Origin of the sequence: Lysinibacillus sp. JNUCC-52 (genome assembly GCF_015999545.1) — a bacterium.
Taxonomy (GTDB): Bacteria; Bacillota; Bacilli; order Bacillales_A; family Planococcaceae; genus Lysinibacillus.
In genome coordinates this window covers 436,375-454,955 of sequence record NZ_CP065546.1, presented here as the reverse complement: position 1 = coordinate 454,955, position 18,581 = coordinate 436,375, and the positions used below count along the sequence as shown (strand labels likewise).

General features: G+C 36.9%; 18 protein-coding genes and 1 riboswitch. Of the genes, 10 read left to right on the top strand and 8 right to left on the bottom strand.

The features are described 5' to 3' along the window. Positions 1 to 21: 21 nt before the first annotated feature. From JNUCC52_RS02435 to plsY, 5 genes are all read right to left on the bottom strand, one after another. Positions 22 to 255, bottom strand: a complete 234-nt coding sequence (locus JNUCC52_RS02435; RefSeq protein WP_337981257.1) for a hypothetical protein — start codon at positions 253 to 255, stop codon at positions 22 to 24. Positions 256 to 261: 6 nt separating this feature from the next. After that, a complete protein-coding gene (locus tag JNUCC52_RS02430; protein WP_337981256.1) occupies positions 262 to 1,458 on the bottom strand; it encodes a Ger(x)C family spore germination protein in 1,197 nt (398 codons plus the stop codon). 27 nt (positions 1,459 to 1,485) lie between these two features. After that, positions 1,486 to 3,033, bottom strand: coding sequence for a spore germination protein (locus tag JNUCC52_RS02425; protein WP_337981255.1), 1,548 nt, complete (start codon positions 3,031 to 3,033; stop codon positions 1,486 to 1,488). Positions 3,034 to 3,170: 137 nt separating this feature from the next. After that, positions 3,171 to 3,461, bottom strand: coding sequence for a HesB/YadR/YfhF family protein (locus JNUCC52_RS02420; protein ID WP_337981254.1), 291 nt, complete (start codon positions 3,459 to 3,461; stop codon positions 3,171 to 3,173). Positions 3,462 to 3,479: 18 nt separating this feature from the next. Further along, entirely contained in the window at positions 3,480 to 4,082 is a 603-nt protein-coding gene (gene plsY / locus JNUCC52_RS02415) for a glycerol-3-phosphate 1-O-acyltransferase PlsY (RefSeq protein ID WP_172771436.1), read from the bottom strand. Positions 4,083 to 4,736: 654 nt separating this feature from the next. Here plsY and parE point away from each other — a divergent pair. From parE to JNUCC52_RS02365, 10 genes are all read left to right on the top strand, one after another. Continuing rightward, a complete protein-coding gene (parE, locus tag JNUCC52_RS02410) occupies positions 4,737 to 6,713 on the top strand; it encodes a DNA topoisomerase IV subunit B (RefSeq protein WP_337981253.1) in 1,977 nt (658 codons plus the stop codon). After that, positions 6,710 to 9,139 (top strand): DNA topoisomerase IV subunit A, encoded by a 2,430-nt coding sequence (parC, locus tag JNUCC52_RS02405; RefSeq protein WP_337981252.1) that lies wholly within the window; start codon positions 6,710 to 6,712, stop codon positions 9,137 to 9,139. The genes parE and parC overlap by 4 nt, the downstream gene beginning before the upstream one ends. A gap of 390 nt (positions 9,140 to 9,529) precedes the next feature. Continuing rightward, complete coding sequence (locus tag JNUCC52_RS02400; RefSeq protein WP_337981251.1) at positions 9,530 to 10,504, top strand: alpha/beta fold hydrolase; 975 nt, start codon at positions 9,530 to 9,532, stop codon at positions 10,502 to 10,504. 13 nt (positions 10,505 to 10,517) lie between these two features. Then, positions 10,518 to 11,186, top strand: a complete 669-nt coding sequence (locus JNUCC52_RS02395) for a response regulator transcription factor (protein WP_172771941.1) — start codon at positions 10,518 to 10,520, stop codon at positions 11,184 to 11,186. Beyond that, positions 11,183 to 12,181 (top strand): sensor histidine kinase, encoded by a 999-nt coding sequence (locus JNUCC52_RS02390; protein ID WP_337981250.1) that lies wholly within the window; start codon positions 11,183 to 11,185, stop codon positions 12,179 to 12,181. Before JNUCC52_RS02395 ends, JNUCC52_RS02390 begins: the two co-directional genes overlap by 4 nt. A 349-nt stretch (positions 12,182 to 12,530) precedes the next feature. Continuing rightward, a riboswitch (TPP riboswitch) is annotated at positions 12,531 to 12,642 on the top strand. A 196-nt stretch (positions 12,643 to 12,838) separates the two neighbouring features. Continuing rightward, positions 12,839 to 13,834, top strand: a complete 996-nt coding sequence (locus JNUCC52_RS02385; protein WP_337981249.1) for an ABC transporter substrate-binding protein — start codon at positions 12,839 to 12,841, stop codon at positions 13,832 to 13,834. Then, a complete protein-coding gene (locus JNUCC52_RS02380; protein WP_337981248.1) occupies positions 13,834 to 14,127 on the top strand; it encodes a thiamine-binding protein in 294 nt (97 codons plus the stop codon). Before JNUCC52_RS02385 ends, JNUCC52_RS02380 begins: the two co-directional genes overlap by 1 nt. Continuing rightward, on the top strand, positions 14,124 to 14,897 hold the full coding sequence (locus tag JNUCC52_RS02375; protein WP_172771443.1) for an ABC transporter permease: 774 nt from the start codon (positions 14,124 to 14,126) through the stop codon (positions 14,895 to 14,897). The genes JNUCC52_RS02380 and JNUCC52_RS02375 overlap by 4 nt, the downstream gene beginning before the upstream one ends. After that, entirely contained in the window at positions 14,872 to 15,621 is a 750-nt protein-coding gene (locus tag JNUCC52_RS02370; protein WP_337981247.1) for an ABC transporter ATP-binding protein, read from the top strand. The genes JNUCC52_RS02375 and JNUCC52_RS02370 overlap by 26 nt, the downstream gene beginning before the upstream one ends. Further along, a complete protein-coding gene (locus JNUCC52_RS02365; protein WP_337982170.1) occupies positions 15,611 to 16,360 on the top strand; it encodes a TatD family hydrolase in 750 nt (249 codons plus the stop codon). The genes JNUCC52_RS02370 and JNUCC52_RS02365 overlap by 11 nt, the downstream gene beginning before the upstream one ends. A 22-nt stretch (positions 16,361 to 16,382) precedes the next feature. Here JNUCC52_RS02365 and JNUCC52_RS02360 read toward each other — a convergent pair whose 3' ends face one another. The 3 genes from JNUCC52_RS02360 to JNUCC52_RS02350 all read right to left on the bottom strand — a co-directional run bounded on the left by JNUCC52_RS02360 (position 16,383) and on the right by JNUCC52_RS02350 (position 18,551). Then, positions 16,383 to 16,571 (bottom strand): ribosome rescue factor BrfA, encoded by a 189-nt coding sequence (locus tag JNUCC52_RS02360; RefSeq protein ID WP_139860343.1) that lies wholly within the window; start codon positions 16,569 to 16,571, stop codon positions 16,383 to 16,385. Between the two features lie 100 nt (positions 16,572 to 16,671). Beyond that, the gene (locus JNUCC52_RS02355) at positions 16,672 to 18,216 is read right to left on the bottom strand and encodes a solute symporter family protein (protein WP_139860345.1); all 1,545 of its coding nucleotides are present in this window, start codon (positions 18,214 to 18,216) and stop codon (positions 16,672 to 16,674) included. Beyond that, the gene (locus JNUCC52_RS02350) at positions 18,213 to 18,551 is read right to left on the bottom strand and encodes a DUF485 domain-containing protein (protein ID WP_172771445.1); all 339 of its coding nucleotides are present in this window, start codon (positions 18,549 to 18,551) and stop codon (positions 18,213 to 18,215) included. The genes JNUCC52_RS02355 and JNUCC52_RS02350 overlap by 4 nt, the downstream gene beginning before the upstream one ends. Between the last annotated feature and the right edge of the window lie 30 nt (positions 18,552 to 18,581).

The window sequence follows — 18,581 nt, the reverse complement described above, 5'->3', positions numbered from 1 at the left end:
ACTACCCTTTCTTTTCATTTTTTATTGAAAAAGTGTAAGTAACAATTTTCTAAGGGGCGTTAAAATAAATGTAATGAAATCTAAAGGGCTGGGAATGTTCTTTTTTAATCCAATGGCAATATTTAATGCCGCTCCTATGCTTAATATAATAGAAAAGACGATAATTGTTTTTTTTTCGCCTTTTTTCTTTAAATTAGGAATGACACTGTAAGCAATGGCCAAAGAAAATACTACGAAAACAATCGTTATAAACATCGCTAGCTACTCCTTTGAATTGTGCAATAATGAATTTTGGATTGTTCCTAATCCTTGTGTAGCCACATTGACTTCGATATTGACAGCTACCTCGGGATATATTGTAGACCATTCTTTTTTTGTTTTCTCCCATTTTTTAGGATCTTTCCGATGGAGTGCTTCCCCAAAGCCTAATATATCGAGTTTATAATTTTTTTGAATCGTATCTAGTGTTTTTTTCGTTTGTTCTTTTATACGTTCTTCGGTCTTTTTATTAATATAATGAATGCTTTTGTCTTTAGTTAAATTAATGGGACAATTTACTTCGCCAATATTTTGTGTAATATCAATTTTTATTGTTATTTTTGGAATGCCATTTTTAAAAGTTCCCTTAATATTAGATGTCGATTTTGTAATTTCGGTCGACAACTCTCCACCATCAGGGCAAGAAAGAACTTCTACCGTACTTTCAATTTTGTTATTTAAAAAATTATAGTAAATACTTTCCTCTTCGGATAAAATCCCTATCAATTTATCTTCTTTAAAAACAGCTATACCAATATATTTTAAAATAACGGGCGTTGTAATTCTTTCTACATTTGTTTGATCTATTCCTAATTTTGTATCTCCTTCTATTTCAACAACCGATAAAACAGCACTTTTTTCTTTGCTACTAAGGGTATTTAGTAGTTCGTCTGTATTAACAGATAATGTGGAACCCCAAGATTTTTCGGATACCTTAATTGAATTTAACAATTTATTGGCAGGCATTTTTTCAATCGGGGTTAAGACGTTGAGCACTTCTTTTGCTGTTGAATCATGCGTTATGATAACATCAAAATCATTTCGAAATTCATGATCTCTTGCGATAAAGTCTAGTGGTTCGTTTATTCCTTCCTCAGCTAATTTTTCTCCGATAACTACCATTTGTAAATGAGCAAAATAAGGTCTCCGTGGTGTTAAAGTCGTCATTCTTCGAATTGCTTCAAATACACTTTTTCCCTTCGAATTATAAGTGACTACAGGTGATCGTCCGCTAGAAGGTTGCTTTGAAGAAATTTCACTAGTATCAACAACTTGGATAGAAATTTCATATTCATCATCTATTTTATCTACACCAAGTGCAACGACAATTGCTAATTCGTTTAACTCTCGCTTACTCCAGCAACCACTTAATAATAAAGTGAGGATGAACAATAACAAAATCATCTTAATTTTTGACATGACGTATTCCTCATTTACACATTATTGTTAATTTCTTTTTTTTCCTTCGTGATATCGTTGTTCTCTAACTTTATTTTTTTGACTGAACAGCCTCGGTCTTGTGAGTAAATCTCTACGTGGGAACAAGATCATTGCATCTTTTTGATCTTTCATAATTAGTGGCCCAAAAGGACTCATATACGGAACGCCAAATGAACGTAAACTACATAAGTGAAGAATAATCATCATAATGCCAAACATAACGCCAAATAAACCAAACATCGCGGCTAAAATCATCAATGGGAAACGTAGAACACGAATCGTATTTGATAAGCCATAGGAAGGAAAAAGAAAGCTACAAATGGCTGTTAATGCAACAATAATGACCATTACAGCTGATACTATGCCCGCTTCCACGGCTGCTTGACCAATTACTAATGTCCCTACAATGGAAACTGCTGGACCAATCGTTCTAGGCATTCGAAGACCTGCTTCACGCAAAATTTCAAATGCAATCTCCATAATTAGTGCTTCTACTACAGCGGGAAAGGGCACACCTTCTCGCTGTGAAGCGATACTAATAAGCATTGCCGTTGGAAGCATTTCTTGATGAAAGGTAGTAATAGCTACATATAGGGAAGGCATTACTAATGCAAGACAAATACCAAAAAAACGTAAAAGTCGAATTAATGAACTAATAATCCAATTTTGGTAATAATCTTCTGCAGCCTGTAAAAAAGATGTGAATATTACTGGAACGGTTAGTACAAGGGGGGTTCCATCCACTAATATTGCTATTTTACCTTCTAACAACTCTGCTGCAACGACATCTGGGCGCTCAGTATTATAAATCATTGGAAATAAAGAGAATTTAGAGTCTTGAATAAAATCCTCTAAATAGCCGGTTTCTAATACGCCATCAATGACAATATTATCTAAACGATCTAACACCTCTTGGACAATTTTGTCATTGGCAATGCCATTTATATACATAACAGCTACGTCTGTTTGCGTTACCTCTCCAATAATTCGAGATTTTATCCAAAGGTCAGGACTTTTAATCTTTCGACGGATGAGTGCTGTATTTGTACGCAAGGTTTCAGTAAAAGACTCTCTTGGCCCTCTAATTACGGACTCTGTTTGTGGCTCAGTGACAGCTCTATCTTTTGCGCTTTTGGTGTCTGTCGCAATCGCAACCGATTGGCCCTCTAATAGAATGACTGTTTCACCATTTAGGATGGAGGCAAAAAATGCGGTGAAATCTAAAATATCCTTTGCACCGCCTACCGCTAAGCATTGCTTTTTTATATAGTCGTTTATGTTGGTTACTTTATTCTTAAATCCATTGTCAATTTCAAGCATCAAATCTTCTAATATAAAGTCTGTAATCACATTTTTATCGGATATGCCATCAATGTTAATTAACGCGATTGATTGATTATTTAATTTGTCTAGTGTAATTTCACGAATAATTACATCGTTGCTATTACCAAGAGCTTCTTTAATCGTAAAAATATTTTCTGAAAGAGAAGTGTGCAGTAAATTCGTTGAAGGATTTTGCTGTTGGGAGGTATTGTTGTTTTCTGAAACGGGCATTATGATTCCTCCTCATAGATTGACTAGTTAGAGGATGGTCAATTTTACGAAGAGCTAAACCAATTCGTACAAACTAAAGATTCTACACAAAATGAAAAACAGTAATTCCTTTCCGTTAAATGAAAGGAATCACTGTTCTATTTTAAATAGTCGTATTTTAATTCGTAAAGTTGTTTGTCAACGTCAATGTGTAAGTTATAATCGTTAAAAAACCATAAATCTTTCTCATCGATATAGTAGGTTACACCATCAATTACTGTTTGAACACCTATTTCAAGAGGTTCTTCGCGAGTCATCCCAAGAGAAAATCCTTCATGGAATGGGCTTGAACCACCATATCTTGCATAAAAGCGAATGGTATCGCCTGTTACGACTTCCATTTCATTTTTAAACCATTGAAGAGCTTCATCTGTCAGTGCGATATTCATGTGCGAACTCCTTTCAAGTTAAAGCCATTTTACTTTTGGTTCAGTACCATTTTTAATGCGCGTAATATTAGCTCGGTGACGATAAACAATAAAGATAAATAAAAATGCTACTAATATCACCAATGCAAAATCGCCTGTCACAAAATAATAAATAATCGAATAAATTAAAGCTACAAGTGCTGCAATCATCGATGTTAGGCTAACAATTTTCGTAAGCTTTAACGTTACGATAAATGCAATGAATAGTAAAATGAATAGTGGCCAAGAATAGCCTAGTAGGACGCCAGCTGATGTGGCAACAGCTTTTCCGCCACGGAAACTTGCAAAAATAGGGAACATATGACCAATAACTGCAACAAGACCTAAAATCAATCCATGGATTGTGACATCAGAGAAGATTGGTAGTGTCACTAATAACACAGCAGCAGTTCCCTTTAAAATATCCATGATTGTTACAACTAAACCTGCTTTTTTTCCTAATATACGGAAAGTATTGGTAGCTCCCAAATTGCCACTACCATGCTCGCGAATATCTGTTTTGTAAAATATTTTGCCAATCCATAACCCTGAAGGTATAGAGCCGATGAGATAGGCACATAAAATAATAAGTCCGTTTAACATAGATGGACTCCTTTCATCCAAATAATAACACTTGGTACTAATAGTTTGTAACAAGTATTTTACACTTTTTCTTTTTAATCTACAATGTTATGAAGGAGATTTCATCATGAGCCTTGAATTCAATACAAAAGGAAACTAATTACCATGATTTCAAAAGTCACAAGCTTATAATAGCTTATGTTAGGTTGTTCGACACTATTATCGTTACAATACCTAAGCTCTTTCTTAAAATATAGGTAAAATGGCAATTTTGTCAATCACACATTCCTTTGGTAGAATAGAAGTCTATCTTTAATTTCTATGTGAAGCTATAAAAAATCATCATTCAACAGATAACGCCTAGCAATCCTTTTTTTTGGAAAGCTGAGTGTAAGACATTAAGTTGGCGTTTATTGCTGACTGAATGAAGATAGCACCTATGACGCTGTTGTGGATTTTGTAGAGTGGTTAGTGCCGTAAACTTTAGGTAGTGGTAGTTATTTATATCCGAAAACGGACTAACACTGATCGTTTAACAAAATTCATAGAAGGCAAGACGCCATAGCGTAAACAAAAAAATATATATAACTGTCACTAGCTATTGACAGGAAATGCTATTATTATTAGGATGAGAACGTAATCAGAACATGCGTTTGTTTTTTGGAGGGGAATCTTTTGGCGAATAAACAGTCACCAAGCGTCTATAATGATGACGCCATTCAAGTATTAGAAGGATTAGAAGCGGTTCGAAAGCGACCCGGCATGTATATCGGTTCCACAGACGGCAGAGGACTTCATCACCTTGTATATGAAATCGTAGATAATGCGGTGGATGAAGCACTAGCTGGCTTTGGTTCTCATATCATTGTCACGATTCATAAAGATCAGAGCTTAAGCGTTCGAGATTTTGGACGAGGTATGCCAACAGGTATGCATAAAATGGGTAAGCCTACCCCTGAAATTATTTTCACTGTATTACATGCAGGAGGTAAATTTGGACAAGGCGGCTATAAAACAAGTGGTGGCTTACACGGTGTCGGTTCTTCAGTTGTTAATGCTTTATCGACGTTTTTAGAAGTAACAATTCATCGTGATGGTAAAAAGTATAAACAACGTTTTGAAAATGGCGGACACCCTGCAACAACGCTTGAAGAAATTGGTCAGACAAAACAAACAGGAACACTTGTGCATTTCCTACCAGATGACACGATTTTTTCAGTTACGAAATTCAATTATGATACGCTTGCAGAACGTTTACGTGAATCTGCATTTTTATTAAAAGGATTAAAAATTGAGTTAATCGATCAACGCGAGGAAGGCAAAGGTGATGTTTTCTTTTATGAAAACGGCATTGAAGCTTTCGTTGCGTATTTGAATGAGGAAAAAGATGTTCTTCACCCTGTGAAATATGTAGAAGGTGAACAAGATGATATCGAGGTTGAATTTGCCTTCCAATTTAACGATGGCTATTCAGAGACGATTTTATCGTTTGTTAACAACGTCCGTACACGTGATGGTGGCACACATGAAACAGGAGCAAAATCTGCCTTAACGCGAGTGTTCAACGAATATGCACGTAAGATTGGTCTTTTGAAAGATAAAGATAAAAACCTGGAAGGGACAGATATACGTGAAGGTTTAGCGGCAATTATTTCTGTTCGAATTCCTGAGCATTTATTACAATTTGAAGGTCAAACGAAAGGTAAGCTTGGTACGAGTGAGGCTCGTTCTGCGGTCGATAGCGTTGTTTCTGAGCAGATTTTATATGTATTAGAAGAGAACGCTGAGCTATCAGCTTCCCTTGTTCGAAAAGCGATTCGTGCACAACAAGTTCGTGAAGCGGCGCGTAAAGCGCGAGAGGATGCTCGTAACGGCAAGAAAAACAAAAAAGGTAGTACAATTCTTTCAGGAAAGCTAACACCTGCGCAATCTCGTAATGCTGCAAAAAATGAATTATATCTGGTCGAAGGTGACTCTGCGGGTGGTTCAGCTAAACAAGGGCGAGATCGTACATTCCAAGCGATTTTACCGTTACGAGGTAAAGTCATCAATACAGAAAAAGCGAAGCTCCAAGATATTATGAAAAACGAGGAGATTTCAACGATTATACATGCTATTGGTGCGGGTGTAGGAGCCGATTTCTCAGTCGAAGATTCGGCTTACGATAAAGTTGTCATTATGACCGATGCGGATACAGATGGTGCACATATTCAAGTGCTACTATTAACGTTCTTCTACCGTTATATGCGCCCATTAATTGAGGCAGGTAAAGTATTTATCGCATTACCACCGCTTTATAAAGTATCCAGAGGTACTGGTAAAAAAGAAGTTATTGAGTATGCTTGGACCGAAAATGATTTGCAAAGTGCCATTAAAAAGGTCGGAAAAGGCTATATGCTGCAACGCTATAAAGGTCTTGGTGAGATGAATGCTGACCAGCTGTGGGATACAACGATGAACCCTGACACACGTACGTTAATCCGTGTAACAATTGAAGATGGAGCACGTGCAGAGCGCCGTGTAACGACGTTAATGGGCGATAAGGTAGAACCACGCCGTAAATGGATCGAAGCAAATGTAAACTTCGGTATGGAGGATGATTCAAATATTTTAGATAATGAATTCATCCAACAAGAGGAGGACCAAGCATGAGTAGTACGGAAAAGTTTCAAGATTTACCTTTAGAAGAAGTAATGGGTGACCGTTTTGGTCGCTATAGTAAATATATAATTCAAGACCGAGCGTTGCCAGATGCACGTGACGGTCTTAAACCTGTACAGCGCCGTATTTTATTTGCAATGTATACGGAAGGGAATACCAATGATAAACCTTTCCGTAAGTCAGCAAAAACGGTCGGGAATGTTATCGGTAACTATCATCCACATGGTGATAGTTCGGTATATGAAGCAATGGTGCGCATGAGTCAGGATTGGAAGGCTCGCCATATGTTAATTGAAATGCATGGTAACAACGGCTCTGTTGATGGTGACCCACCTGCTGCGATGCGTTATACAGAAGCAAGATTGTCAGCAATTGCTGCTGAGATGTTACGTGATATTGGCAAAAAAACGGTAGAGTTTGTACCAAACTTTGATGATCAGGATATGGAGCCAACTGTATTACCGTCTCGTTTCCCAAATTTGCTTGTAAATGGCTCGACAGGGATTTCTGCTGGGTATGCAACGGATATTCCCCCTCACGCGCTTAATGAGGTGTTAGATGCGGTATTAATGCGTTTAGAGCAACCAAATTCAACTGTAGATGAGCTTATGACGGTTATTAAAGGTCCTGACTTCCCAACAGGAGGTATTATCCAAGGGGTAGATGGCATTAAAAAAGCTTATGAAACAGGGCGTGGCAAAATTATTGTCCGTGCACAAGCAACTATTGAACCGTTAAAAGGCGGGAAAGAACAAATCGTTATTACGGAATTACCGTATGATGTTAATAAGGCAAATCTTGTTAAGAAAATTGATGAACAACGTGTAGATAAACGATTGGAAGGCATTGCTGAAATCCGTGATGAATCTGATCGTACAGGATTACGCGTGGTAGTTGAGCTAAAAAAAGATGTGCCAGGACAAGGAATTTTAAATTACTTATTTAAAACTACTGACTTGCAAGTAGCCTACAATTTTAATATGATTGCTATCCATAATCGTCGTCCTACGATGATGACTTTACCACTGCTACTTGATGCGTACATAGCCCATCAAAAGGAAGTGGTGACAAACCGCTCGATTTATGATTTGCAAAAGGCGAAAGACCGTTCACATATTGTTGATGGTTTGATAAAAGCACTTTCTATTTTAGATGAAGTGATTGCGACGATCCGATCATCGAATGATAAGCGTGATGCGAAAACAAATTTACAGGTGAAGTATGACTTTACCGAAGTTCAATCTGAAGCGATCGTAAGCTTACAATTATACCGTTTAACAAATACCGATATTACAGAGCTTCGTCATGAACAAGATGAATTAAATGCATTAATTGCAAAGCTAGAAGGTATTTTACACAGTGAGGCGAAGCTTGTTCGTGTCATTAAACAAGAATTGCTCGATATTAAAAAACGTTTTTCTGAGCCACGTCGTTCGAAAATTGAGCAAGAAATTGAAGAAATTAAAATTACGTTAGATGTGCTAGTTCCAAGTGAAGAAGTGGTTGTCACAGTGACAAAAGATGGCTATATTAAGCGAACATCTACACGTTCTCACGCAGCATCCAATGGGCAAGATTTTGCCATGAAGGATTCGGATTATTTATTGTATGAGGCAACGTTAAATACACAGCATCATGTATTGCTGTTCACAAATCGTGGAAATTATATTTATCAGCCTGTGCATGAATTGCCCGATATTCGTTGGAAGGATCTTGGGCAGCATATTTCAAGTATTGTGCCAACTGGCGAAGACGAAACCATTATTGCCGTTTATGGTTTTGACACGTTTGAGCAGCCAAACACATATATATTAACGGCTACAAAAGAAGGACAGATTAAACGTTCACTATTAGCTGATTATGCAGTTACACGTTATTCGAAGCCGATTAAAACGATGAATGTGAAATCGGGTGATGAAATGATACTGGCGGATATTGTTTCAGACGATGCCGAATTGTTATTAATTACAGATACTGCATATGCTATCCGCTTCCCAATTGAGGAGCTCCCTGTTACTGGTGTTAAAACTGGTGGTGTGAAGGGAATTACATTGAAAGATGGGGAAGCATTAGTTGGTGTTACTATATTAAAACCATCTGACACAGAGTATGTTGTCATTGTTACACAGCGTGGCGCGGTGAAGAAGATGAATGTCGCCGAAGTCGATATCGCGAGTCGCGCAAAACGTGGTTTAAAAGTGTTAACAGAATTAAAAGCAAATCCACATCGAATTGTTGCGGTTGTCAAGGCTAGTGATGAGGAGGAAGTTGTTGTTGAAACGGATAAGGGCGTGCAAGAAATCATTGATGTCAAAGGGTTAACGCGCGCTGACCGTCATTCAAATGGTTCCTTTAAAGTCGATATCGCGACTGATGGTGCCATTTCACATGTTGTTAAAAAGAAAAAAGAGGAATAACAAATTACTTTGCCCACGTTCATTCAAAGAACGTGGGTTTTATTTGATAAGGGCTGTATTTTCAATAAGTGTTGCAGTTAAATAAGGCACAATTAATTTGCTAGCTTTTTTATACAATCGGTCAAATTAATTGAATAAAAACATAAATCTAAAATTGGATACTTATGTTAAAGTTAAGTAGAGGAAGGGAAGAAATATATTTAAACGAACAGTTATAGAGTGCTCCTAGGAAAGTCACGAATCATTAATTTAAAAGCATTCGTGACTTTTTAATGTGTGTACAAACTTTAGTACAGTAGCTGTTAACTTCTAAAAAATTATCAAAAGTTTATAAGAATTATATTTTTCTACTTTAACCTTGTATTAATAATTGAAAGGGGTAAGTAGAAAATGAAAAAAATGATAAAGTGGTTTTTGATAAGCTTCTTCACAATATTGATTGTGCTTATCGGCTCTGTATTTAGCTTCCATAAGTTCAAAGAGAATAAAGAGACATCGTTATTAGAGAATAATACAGGTAAACTAATCGATTTTAACGGGAAGAAGATAAATATTTATTCTGAAGGTCAAGACGGAGAGACATTTGTATTTATGGCTGGCTCAGCAGTAGCAGCACCTATGTATGAATTAAAAAGCTTGTATCGTCATTTCTCTAAAGAAAATAAAATTGCCGTTGTGGAAAGAGCAGGATATGGGTATAGTGATGTATTTAACGACGATCGAGATATCGATGTAATAGTTGAACAAACGAGGGAAGCACTAATTAAAAGCGGCAATAAGCCCCCTTATATATTAGTACCACACTCTATTTCAGGAATCGAAGCTATCTATTGGGCGCAGAAATATCCGAAAGAAGTGAAAGTGATTGTAGCGTTAGATATCGGTTTACCTTCTCAATATATAAAACATCCTGTAGGTTTCGTAGAAAAGGCTTTTATGAAGGCAGGAACTATATTAAGTGCATTAGGATTCCAAAGATTGTTTCCGTCTTTAGCCTATAACGAAGCCGTCTTAGAGAAAGATTTTCTGACTTCAAAAGAAAAAAGTATATTTAAGGCGATTTCAAATAAACAGGGAATCAACAATGATATGGAACAAGAAATGCTACATTCCGTAACTAATAGCAAAAAGTCGATCGCATTACCTATTCCAAAAACAACACCTATTTTATTTATTGATGCTTACCTTGATAAAAATTCTGAAGCGGCGAAAGCATCACTAAAAGACTATCAGGATTTTGCAAAGAAGTTAGACGTTTCAAATGTTATTCAAATAAAAAGCAAGCATAGTATTTACTTGTACTATCCAACTGAAATCTATGAAGAAACGCAAAAGTTCTTGCAAGAGAAGGTTGAAAAAAAGTGAGGAATATACGAAAATGTTGTTTTCAATTTTACTTGTAGAAGATGATGAAATGATTGGAAGTTTATTGGAGAATATACTTCAAAAAGAAGGTTATAAAGTAATCTGGTTAAAAAATGGTGCTTCTTTATATACCGTTATTAAGCAAGTAGACATTGTTATTATGGATATTATGCTACCAGGCGAGGACGGGTATCAGATTTCCATGCGAATTAATCAGTTAGGGCATAATATTCCTATCCTATTTTTAACGGCTAGAAGTGATATTGATAGTAAATTAAGAGGGCTTGAAATTGGAGAAGATTACATGGTGAAGCCATTTGATCCGAGGGAATTATTAATACGAATAAAAAATAGATTAGCTGCTTCTTACGGAATTCACAAACAAATACAGCATTTATCCATAGATGTTACTCATAAGCGTGTTGTTAATAATCAAAATAATAAAGAAGTCGAATTTACAGCCATTGAAAAGAAATTATTCTTTTACCTCTATGAAAACGCAGATTTTATTTTATCTAAAGAACAATTCATTGATTACCTTTGGCAGCTAGAAGATCGTAATCCCAATTTAATTAATGTGTATATTAAAAAGCTCCGCAACAAGATTGCCGATACAGATGGTGTGATTATTCAAAATGTATATGGAGAAGGGTATCGTATGAATACCCGTGTCAAACAATGAAACTAAAAAAGAAATATCAACTATTGCTATTATCGGTTATATTCAGTGTTCCTCTTTCTATTGTAGTGATTAATGTAATCGTAACCGTCATTTATAATTATTTTTCAAATGATACAGAAACCCAGTTTTTTGAGTCAAAAGCCTATCCAATAATGCTAGGTTTATTTATCGTCAGCTTTTTTACTTTGGCAATATTATTTTCCAAATCCATTAATTCATTAATTAAACGAATAAATGAATTAAAGCAAACCATTATGGAGTTGGCGAGTAATGACAAGAAGAGACTTCAAAAGATCTCTTACTCTAGAAATGATGAATTAGGGGATTTAACCAATGCAGTAAACCTTCTCATTGACAGGACGATATCGAAGGAAATTGAAATAATGCAACAAGAGCAAATGAAACTAGAACTTTTAACGCAGTTGCGCCATGATATTAATACGCCTTTGACAGCTATGCGCTTACAACTTTACACAATCGAAAATGATTTTTCACAACATCAGGATATTTTCAATTCTCTAAACGAACAAATAAACTATATTTCAAAATTATCCAATGAATATGACTTTGAGCGCTTATCTCGTGTTGATAATTCCTATATCATCATGGAAAAAGTAGACGTTCCAAAACTTATCAATACCATCATTTTAAAGTGGAATTTTTTATATAAAGTCAATCAAATCTCGATTGTGTTAAACGATTCCTCAACGAAATTCCTTTGGAAGAGTAATGAAATTTGGTTGCACAGATTATTTGATAATATCTTCCAAAATATTTTGCGTCATGCAGCATGCGATACATTGGAAATCACTTTGCAAAAAAACTTAATTATATTTAAAGATAATGGGGTTGGGTTTAATGTGGAGGAAAAGGGCACTGGCCTACGAATCATCGAAGATATTTGCCGAATGCTTGAACTACAGAGTACAATCCAATCTAACGAAAAAGGTACTCAAGTTACCATAAGTTATGCGCAACATTCAAACTTTTTGTAATGGCAACTCCAGAAAATTGAAAGCTTCCTAAAATTGTATTTGAGATCAACTTTATGTTTAACGTGGTAAATGCATAAATCATATAAAAATTGGGGGAGAGTACATGGATTCGGGTGCTTTTGTTTACACATTTTTCGATTGTTTTTTCGGAAGTGATATTTGTCCCAAAATACTATACTGCATAGCCTGCTACTTCAAACTCCATGCATAAAACCTTTTCTATTTGCAAAAGTCATGTCGCAGATTACTAGTATAGTCCAGTAAAAGCTCATTTTTTTCAATTACGAAAATTACTAGCTTGTCATTTTACGATACATATGGGTATAATAATCAACGAAAAGTTCATAAGTTAAGAATGTAGGGGGGCTGGAAGTTGCCAGCTGAGATTGCGTCCGTTTAGATGCTGACCCTTTGAACCTGATTTGGCTCGTACCAGCGTAGGGAACATCTATTCAAAAATAATCATTTACTATTTTTTGATACCGTTTGCAAACGTCTGGGATAACTCCCAGGCGTTTTTTGTTTAGGATTCATTATTCCACCTACAACTAGGAGTAATCAATCATAAGCACTGCAAATGGCCTTAGAATACCTTTTTTTCTGGTGTAAACATTCAATCATGAACACTTTCAAACTACTAGACTTGGAGGACACAGCATGAAAAAGTGGTTTTTCGTTCTTATTGCTGCATTAGTAACATTAGTTGGTTGTAGCGAAAAAGAGGACAAAGAAGAAACAAACTCATTAAAAAAGGTATCCGTTGTACTAGACTGGACACCTAATACAAATCATACAGGACTGTATGTGGCGAAAAAGCTGGGCTACTTTGAGGAGCAAGGCTTAGACGTGGACATTATTTTACCTGGTGATGCTGGTGCTGATCAGCTAGTTGCATCAGGCAAAGCACAGTTTGGCGTAAGCTATCAGGAAGGTATTACGCAAGCACGTGTACAGGGTGTACCACTTGTATCAATTGCCGCAATTATTCAGCATAATACATCTGGCTTTGCTTCGATTGCTTCAAAGGGCATTACATCTCCTAAGGACTATGAAGGAAAAACGTATGGTGGCTGGGGAAGCCCAATAGAACAAGCTGTTTTACAATCACTTATGCAAAAAGAACAGGCGGATATCAAAAAATTAGATATTGTTAATGCAGGAGATTTAGACTTTTTCACCATGATGCAAAAGGATATTGATTTTGCCTGGATCTATTATGCGTGGACAGGGATTGAGGCGGAGCTACGTGGGGAAACATTAAACATGCAGTATTTAACAGACTATAGTGAGCAACTTGATTATTATACACCTGTTTTAGCTACGAATGAAAAGATGATTAAGGATAATCCTGATGTGGTAAAGGCATTTGTAGCTGCAACGACAAAAGGCTATGAGTATGCCATTGAGCATCCTAGTGAAGCGGCTGATATTTTACTTGAAGCGGTACCTGATTTAGATAAAGCACTTGTGCATAAAAGTCAAGAATGGCTAGCAAATAAATATCAAGATGATGCAGCGCAATGGGGCGAACAAAAATTAGCAGTTTGGGAAAACTATGCGGAATGGATGACGAAAAACAACGTCTTAGAAGGAAAATTTAATGCAGAGCAAGCATTTACAAATGATTTCTTACCAACGAAAGGAGCAAACTAATGGCTAATTCATTAATCAGTGTACAAATTATACCGAAAACAGAAAAATATGAGGATGTCATCCCTTTCGTGGATGCGGCAATTGCAATTATCGATGCTGCAGGTGTGCGCTATGAGGTGCAGCCACTAGAAACGACTATGGAGGGCGAACTGTCTACCTTACTCCAAATTATTGAACTGATGAATCAAAAAATGATTGACTTAGGTGCTATTAATGTAATTACACAAGTAAAAATTTTATATCAGCCAACTGGCATTACAATGGGGACGTTGACGGAGAAATATCGAGGATGAAACAAGTAGTAACGAAAGGAAGGTCGATTATTTTTATCGCCTTCTTATTAGTCATCTGGGAAGTCATTATTCGTTTTGCTGAAATCCCACATTGGCTATTGCCAGCGCCGAGTGCCATTGTTATGGAGGGTATGCACTCTTACCAAACGTTTCTTCCCCATGTTTTCGCTACTATACAGCTTGCTGTGATAGGTCTTGCTATTGGTGTGCTTTGTGGCTTGAGTGTTGCGGTGTTATTACATCGCTCAAATACAATGCGGGCATTCTTATATCCGATTTTAATAGTTTCGCAAAATGTGCCAGTGCTCGTTTTAGCGCCATTATTAATTATTTGGTTTGGCTTTGGGCTGTTACCAAAGCTAATTATTATTTGTCTCGTTTGCTTTTTTCCAATCGTTATTGCGGCAATGGATGGCTTTCGTCAAACGTCACCAGAGCTTAAGCATTATTTTGCGATGATTGGTGCTACAAAACGTCAAACGTTTTGGAAATTAGAATGGCCATTTGCCTATCCATCTATATTTTCAGGTATTAAAATTGCAGCGACATATAGTGTGATGGGGGCTGTCATCGCGGAATGGCTTGGTGCGAAAAAGGGGATTGGTGTTTATATGACACTTGCTCAATCATCGTTTCGAACGGATCGTGTATTTGTAGCGATATTTGCGATAGTTTTGTTAAGTTTATTGTTATTTAGTGTTATACGTTTCGTCGAAAAGATTACTGTAAAGGGGAGAGGATTACATGCTGGACATTCAAGACATTTCTAAATCCTTTGGCGCGCTTGAAGTAGTGAAAAACCTATCCTTTACGGTAAGGGAGGGCGAATTTGTAGCGATCATTGGTCCTTCAGGTAGTGGGAAAAGTACGCTTTTTCAATTAATAGGCGGTATATCACCCTTAAATCAAGGAGCTATTTTGTTAAATGGAGAAAACATTCAGCAAAAACCAGGCGCCATCGGCTACATGCCACAGCAACCTAGCTTATTACCTTGGCGGACAATTTTGGAAAATGTCACGATTGTCGAAGAATTACATCATCGACCTAATATAGAGATTGCAAGAAAGTGGTTAGAAAAGGTTGGCCTAGCTTCTTTTGAAAATGCTTATCCCCATGCTTTATCAGGAGGCATGCAGCAGCGTGTATCCTTTCTGCGAGCAATCGTCAGTGAGAAACCGATACTATGCCTAGATGAGCCGTTCTCAGCTCTAGACGAGTTTACAAGACTAGAAATGCAAGCATGGTTGTTATCGATTTGGGAGGAACATAAAAAATCTATTTTGTTCGTTACACATAGTATTGAAGAAGCGTTATTTTTAGCTGATCGGATAATCGTATTAACAAAACGTCCAGCTACGATCAAGGAGGAAATCATTGTTCCGTTTGCACGACCACGCTCTGAAGAAATTCGCCATTGTGTACAATTTACTCAATTAAAACAACAACTTTTCCATTACTTAAAAGAAGAAAAGGACGATGCGTATGTTGATTGATGCACATATCCATTTAGATCAGTATAAGGAAGAAGAAGTGCCTCTACTGCTTGATGAAGCACAATATGTCATTGCAGTGAGCACGGACTTGCAATCGTGTGAGAAAACGCTGAAATTATCGAAAACCTATGCAAAGGTAAAGCCAGCATATGGTTTTCATCCTGAACAATCTTTGCCGAGTGACAGAGATAGAAAAGCTTTATTTGATTGGTTACAGCTTCATGCTAGTGACATGATTGCTGTTGGAGAGGTCGGGTTACCTTATTATCGTAGACAAGAAAAAGAGATCGATGAGAGACCTTATATTGATTTATTAGAGCAGTTTGTTAAGTTCGCAAAAGAGTTTCACAAACCGATTGTGTTACATGCTGTCTATGAGGATGCTTTAATCGCGTGTGATTTACTTGAACGATATGGTGTGACAAAAGCACATTTTCATTGGTTTAAGGGAAGTGAAGAGGCGATTGTGCGTATGATACATAATGGCTATTTTATTTCGATTACACCTGATTGTGTTTATGAAGCAGAAATCCAAGCATTGATTAAAAGATATCCATTAGAACTGATGATGGTGGAAACGGATGGACCGTGGCCTTTTGAAGGGCATTTTGATAAAAAGCTTACATCGCCCTATATGATGTCTAATACAATTGAAGTCATTGCAATGATTAAAGGCTTAACAACGCAGGAAGCGGCAAAAATTGTAACAGAAAATACAAAGAAATTTTATAGTTTATAGTGATAATACAAAACAGCCACATTTAGAGAGAGTCATCGTCTCCATGTGGCTGTTTCCTATGTTTCGTTCTAATATGTTCTAATGTTGCACGCTTCGTCTTTGTCACGCGCTCATGCGTACTAAAAGGGGAAGTTTGACGTTTTTTCTCCACATCCTTACCTTGTGTACGTTTTAAATGCATACGTTTCTTTTTAGCTCTAGATAATGCCATGATAATCCCTCCATTTCACATTACCAATATATTACCGAAAAAGGGGACAAAAGTAAAACCCCGTAAGCTAATGGCCTACGAGGATTTTTTAGTCATAATATTAGTGAGATACGTCTTGTACTGAAATACCAGTGTTTGCTTTTACATCAACTTCACGGTATTTCGCGTCATCAGTTTCTTTAGATAATAAAGTTCCGATGAATCCACCAAGGAAACCGAGTGGCACAGAGATAAGTGCTGGGTTTGTTAACATAATTAACGGTTCACCAACAAAAATAGCTTTGCCTTCAACTGGATTCCAAATGTTTGGAGAAACTGCTACAAGTACTAAAGCGGAAATTAAACCTGTTAACATCGCTGTCACTGCACCAGCAGTATTAAAGCGTTTCCAATAAATTGTGTAAATAATTACTGGTAAGTTTGCAGAACCTGCAATACAGAATGCAAGCGATACTAGGAACGCAACGTTTAATGTTTGAGCACCAAGAGCAAGAAGGATTGACACGATAGAGATCGTGATAGAACCAATACGAGCCGCAAATACTTGCTCTTTTTCTGTAATTTTACCTTTTTTAATGATTTGACCATAAATATCATGTGATAGGGCAGATGCACCAGAAAGTACAAGACCTGCTACTACCGCTAAGATTGTTGCGAATGCTACCGCACAAACGAATGAGAACAGAATATCGCCACCAAGTGCTTCTGCAAGTAGTGGAGCAGCCATGTTACCAGCCGCGTTAGCAGCAATAATATCTTCTTTACCAACGAATGCAGCTGCACCGAATCCTAAGAAGATTGTTAAAACGTAGAAAATACCTACAATCCAAGTTGCCCATATTACTGAAGAACGAGCTGTTTTTGCGTCTTTTACTGTGAAGAAACGCATTAAAATATGTGGAAGACCCGCAGTACCTAATACAAGTGCGATTAACATCGAGATTGTATCAAGACCATTTGTATATTTAAGTCCTGGATTTAAGTATGCTGCACCGCTTTCAGTAGCAGTCGTCATTTCTGAGAACATTGTTGAAATACTGAAACCAAACTCTTTTAATACTAGGAACGAAATAATAACTGTACCTAACATTAATAGACAAGCTTTAATAATTTGTACCCAAGAAGTTGCAGTCATACCGCCGAATAAAACGTAAGTCGTCATCATAACACCTACGATTAATACCGCAACCCAATAGTCGATTCCTAGAAGTAATTGAATAAGTGCGCCTGCACCAACAAGTTGTGCAATCATGTAGAATAATACAATTGTAATTGTACTTAAAGCTGCTGTACCACGAACTTTAGAATTGTTAAAACGTGCTGTAATCATGTCAGCTAGTGTGAATTTACCAAGGTTACGTAATGGCTCAGCTACGATATAAAGAACCACTAAGTAAGCTACTAAATAACCGATAGAGAAGAAGAATCCATCAAATCCAAATAATGCAACGGCACCAGCAATACCTAAGAAAGAAGCTGCTGATAAGTAGTCACCAGCGATAGCTAGTCCATTTTGCCAGCCAGTTAAACCGCCGCCTGCAGTGTAAAAGTCGGTCGCAGAAGAAGTACGTTTAGATGCCCACCATGTAATAATTAATGTAAGACCAACGATTGCTACGAAGAAAAATATTGCTATTGGGCTCATAGGCGGCCACCCCCGTTTTCATATTCAGCGATAATTGCTTTCGCTTCTTTGTCAAAGCTATTTGCTTTCGCAACATATAAGTGACATAAGCACCATGTCATAATGAATAATCCTGCTGCATAAATCCATACCCAAGTAACTTCCCCAAAAGCTTTTTGGTGTAGGATTGTTGTGTAAGATGTAAGAATCGGAAGCAACAGGTAAGCTGCTAAGAAGAATACAGTGATTGACCAAAGAAATGCATTCTTCCTTTTTACAAGAGATTTAAACGATTCTTGTTTAGCAATAGCATCATAGTCTATTACAATGCTTTTGCTTGCTTGATTGTTCGCCATAAACATTCCCCATTTTGTGTTTATTTTTAC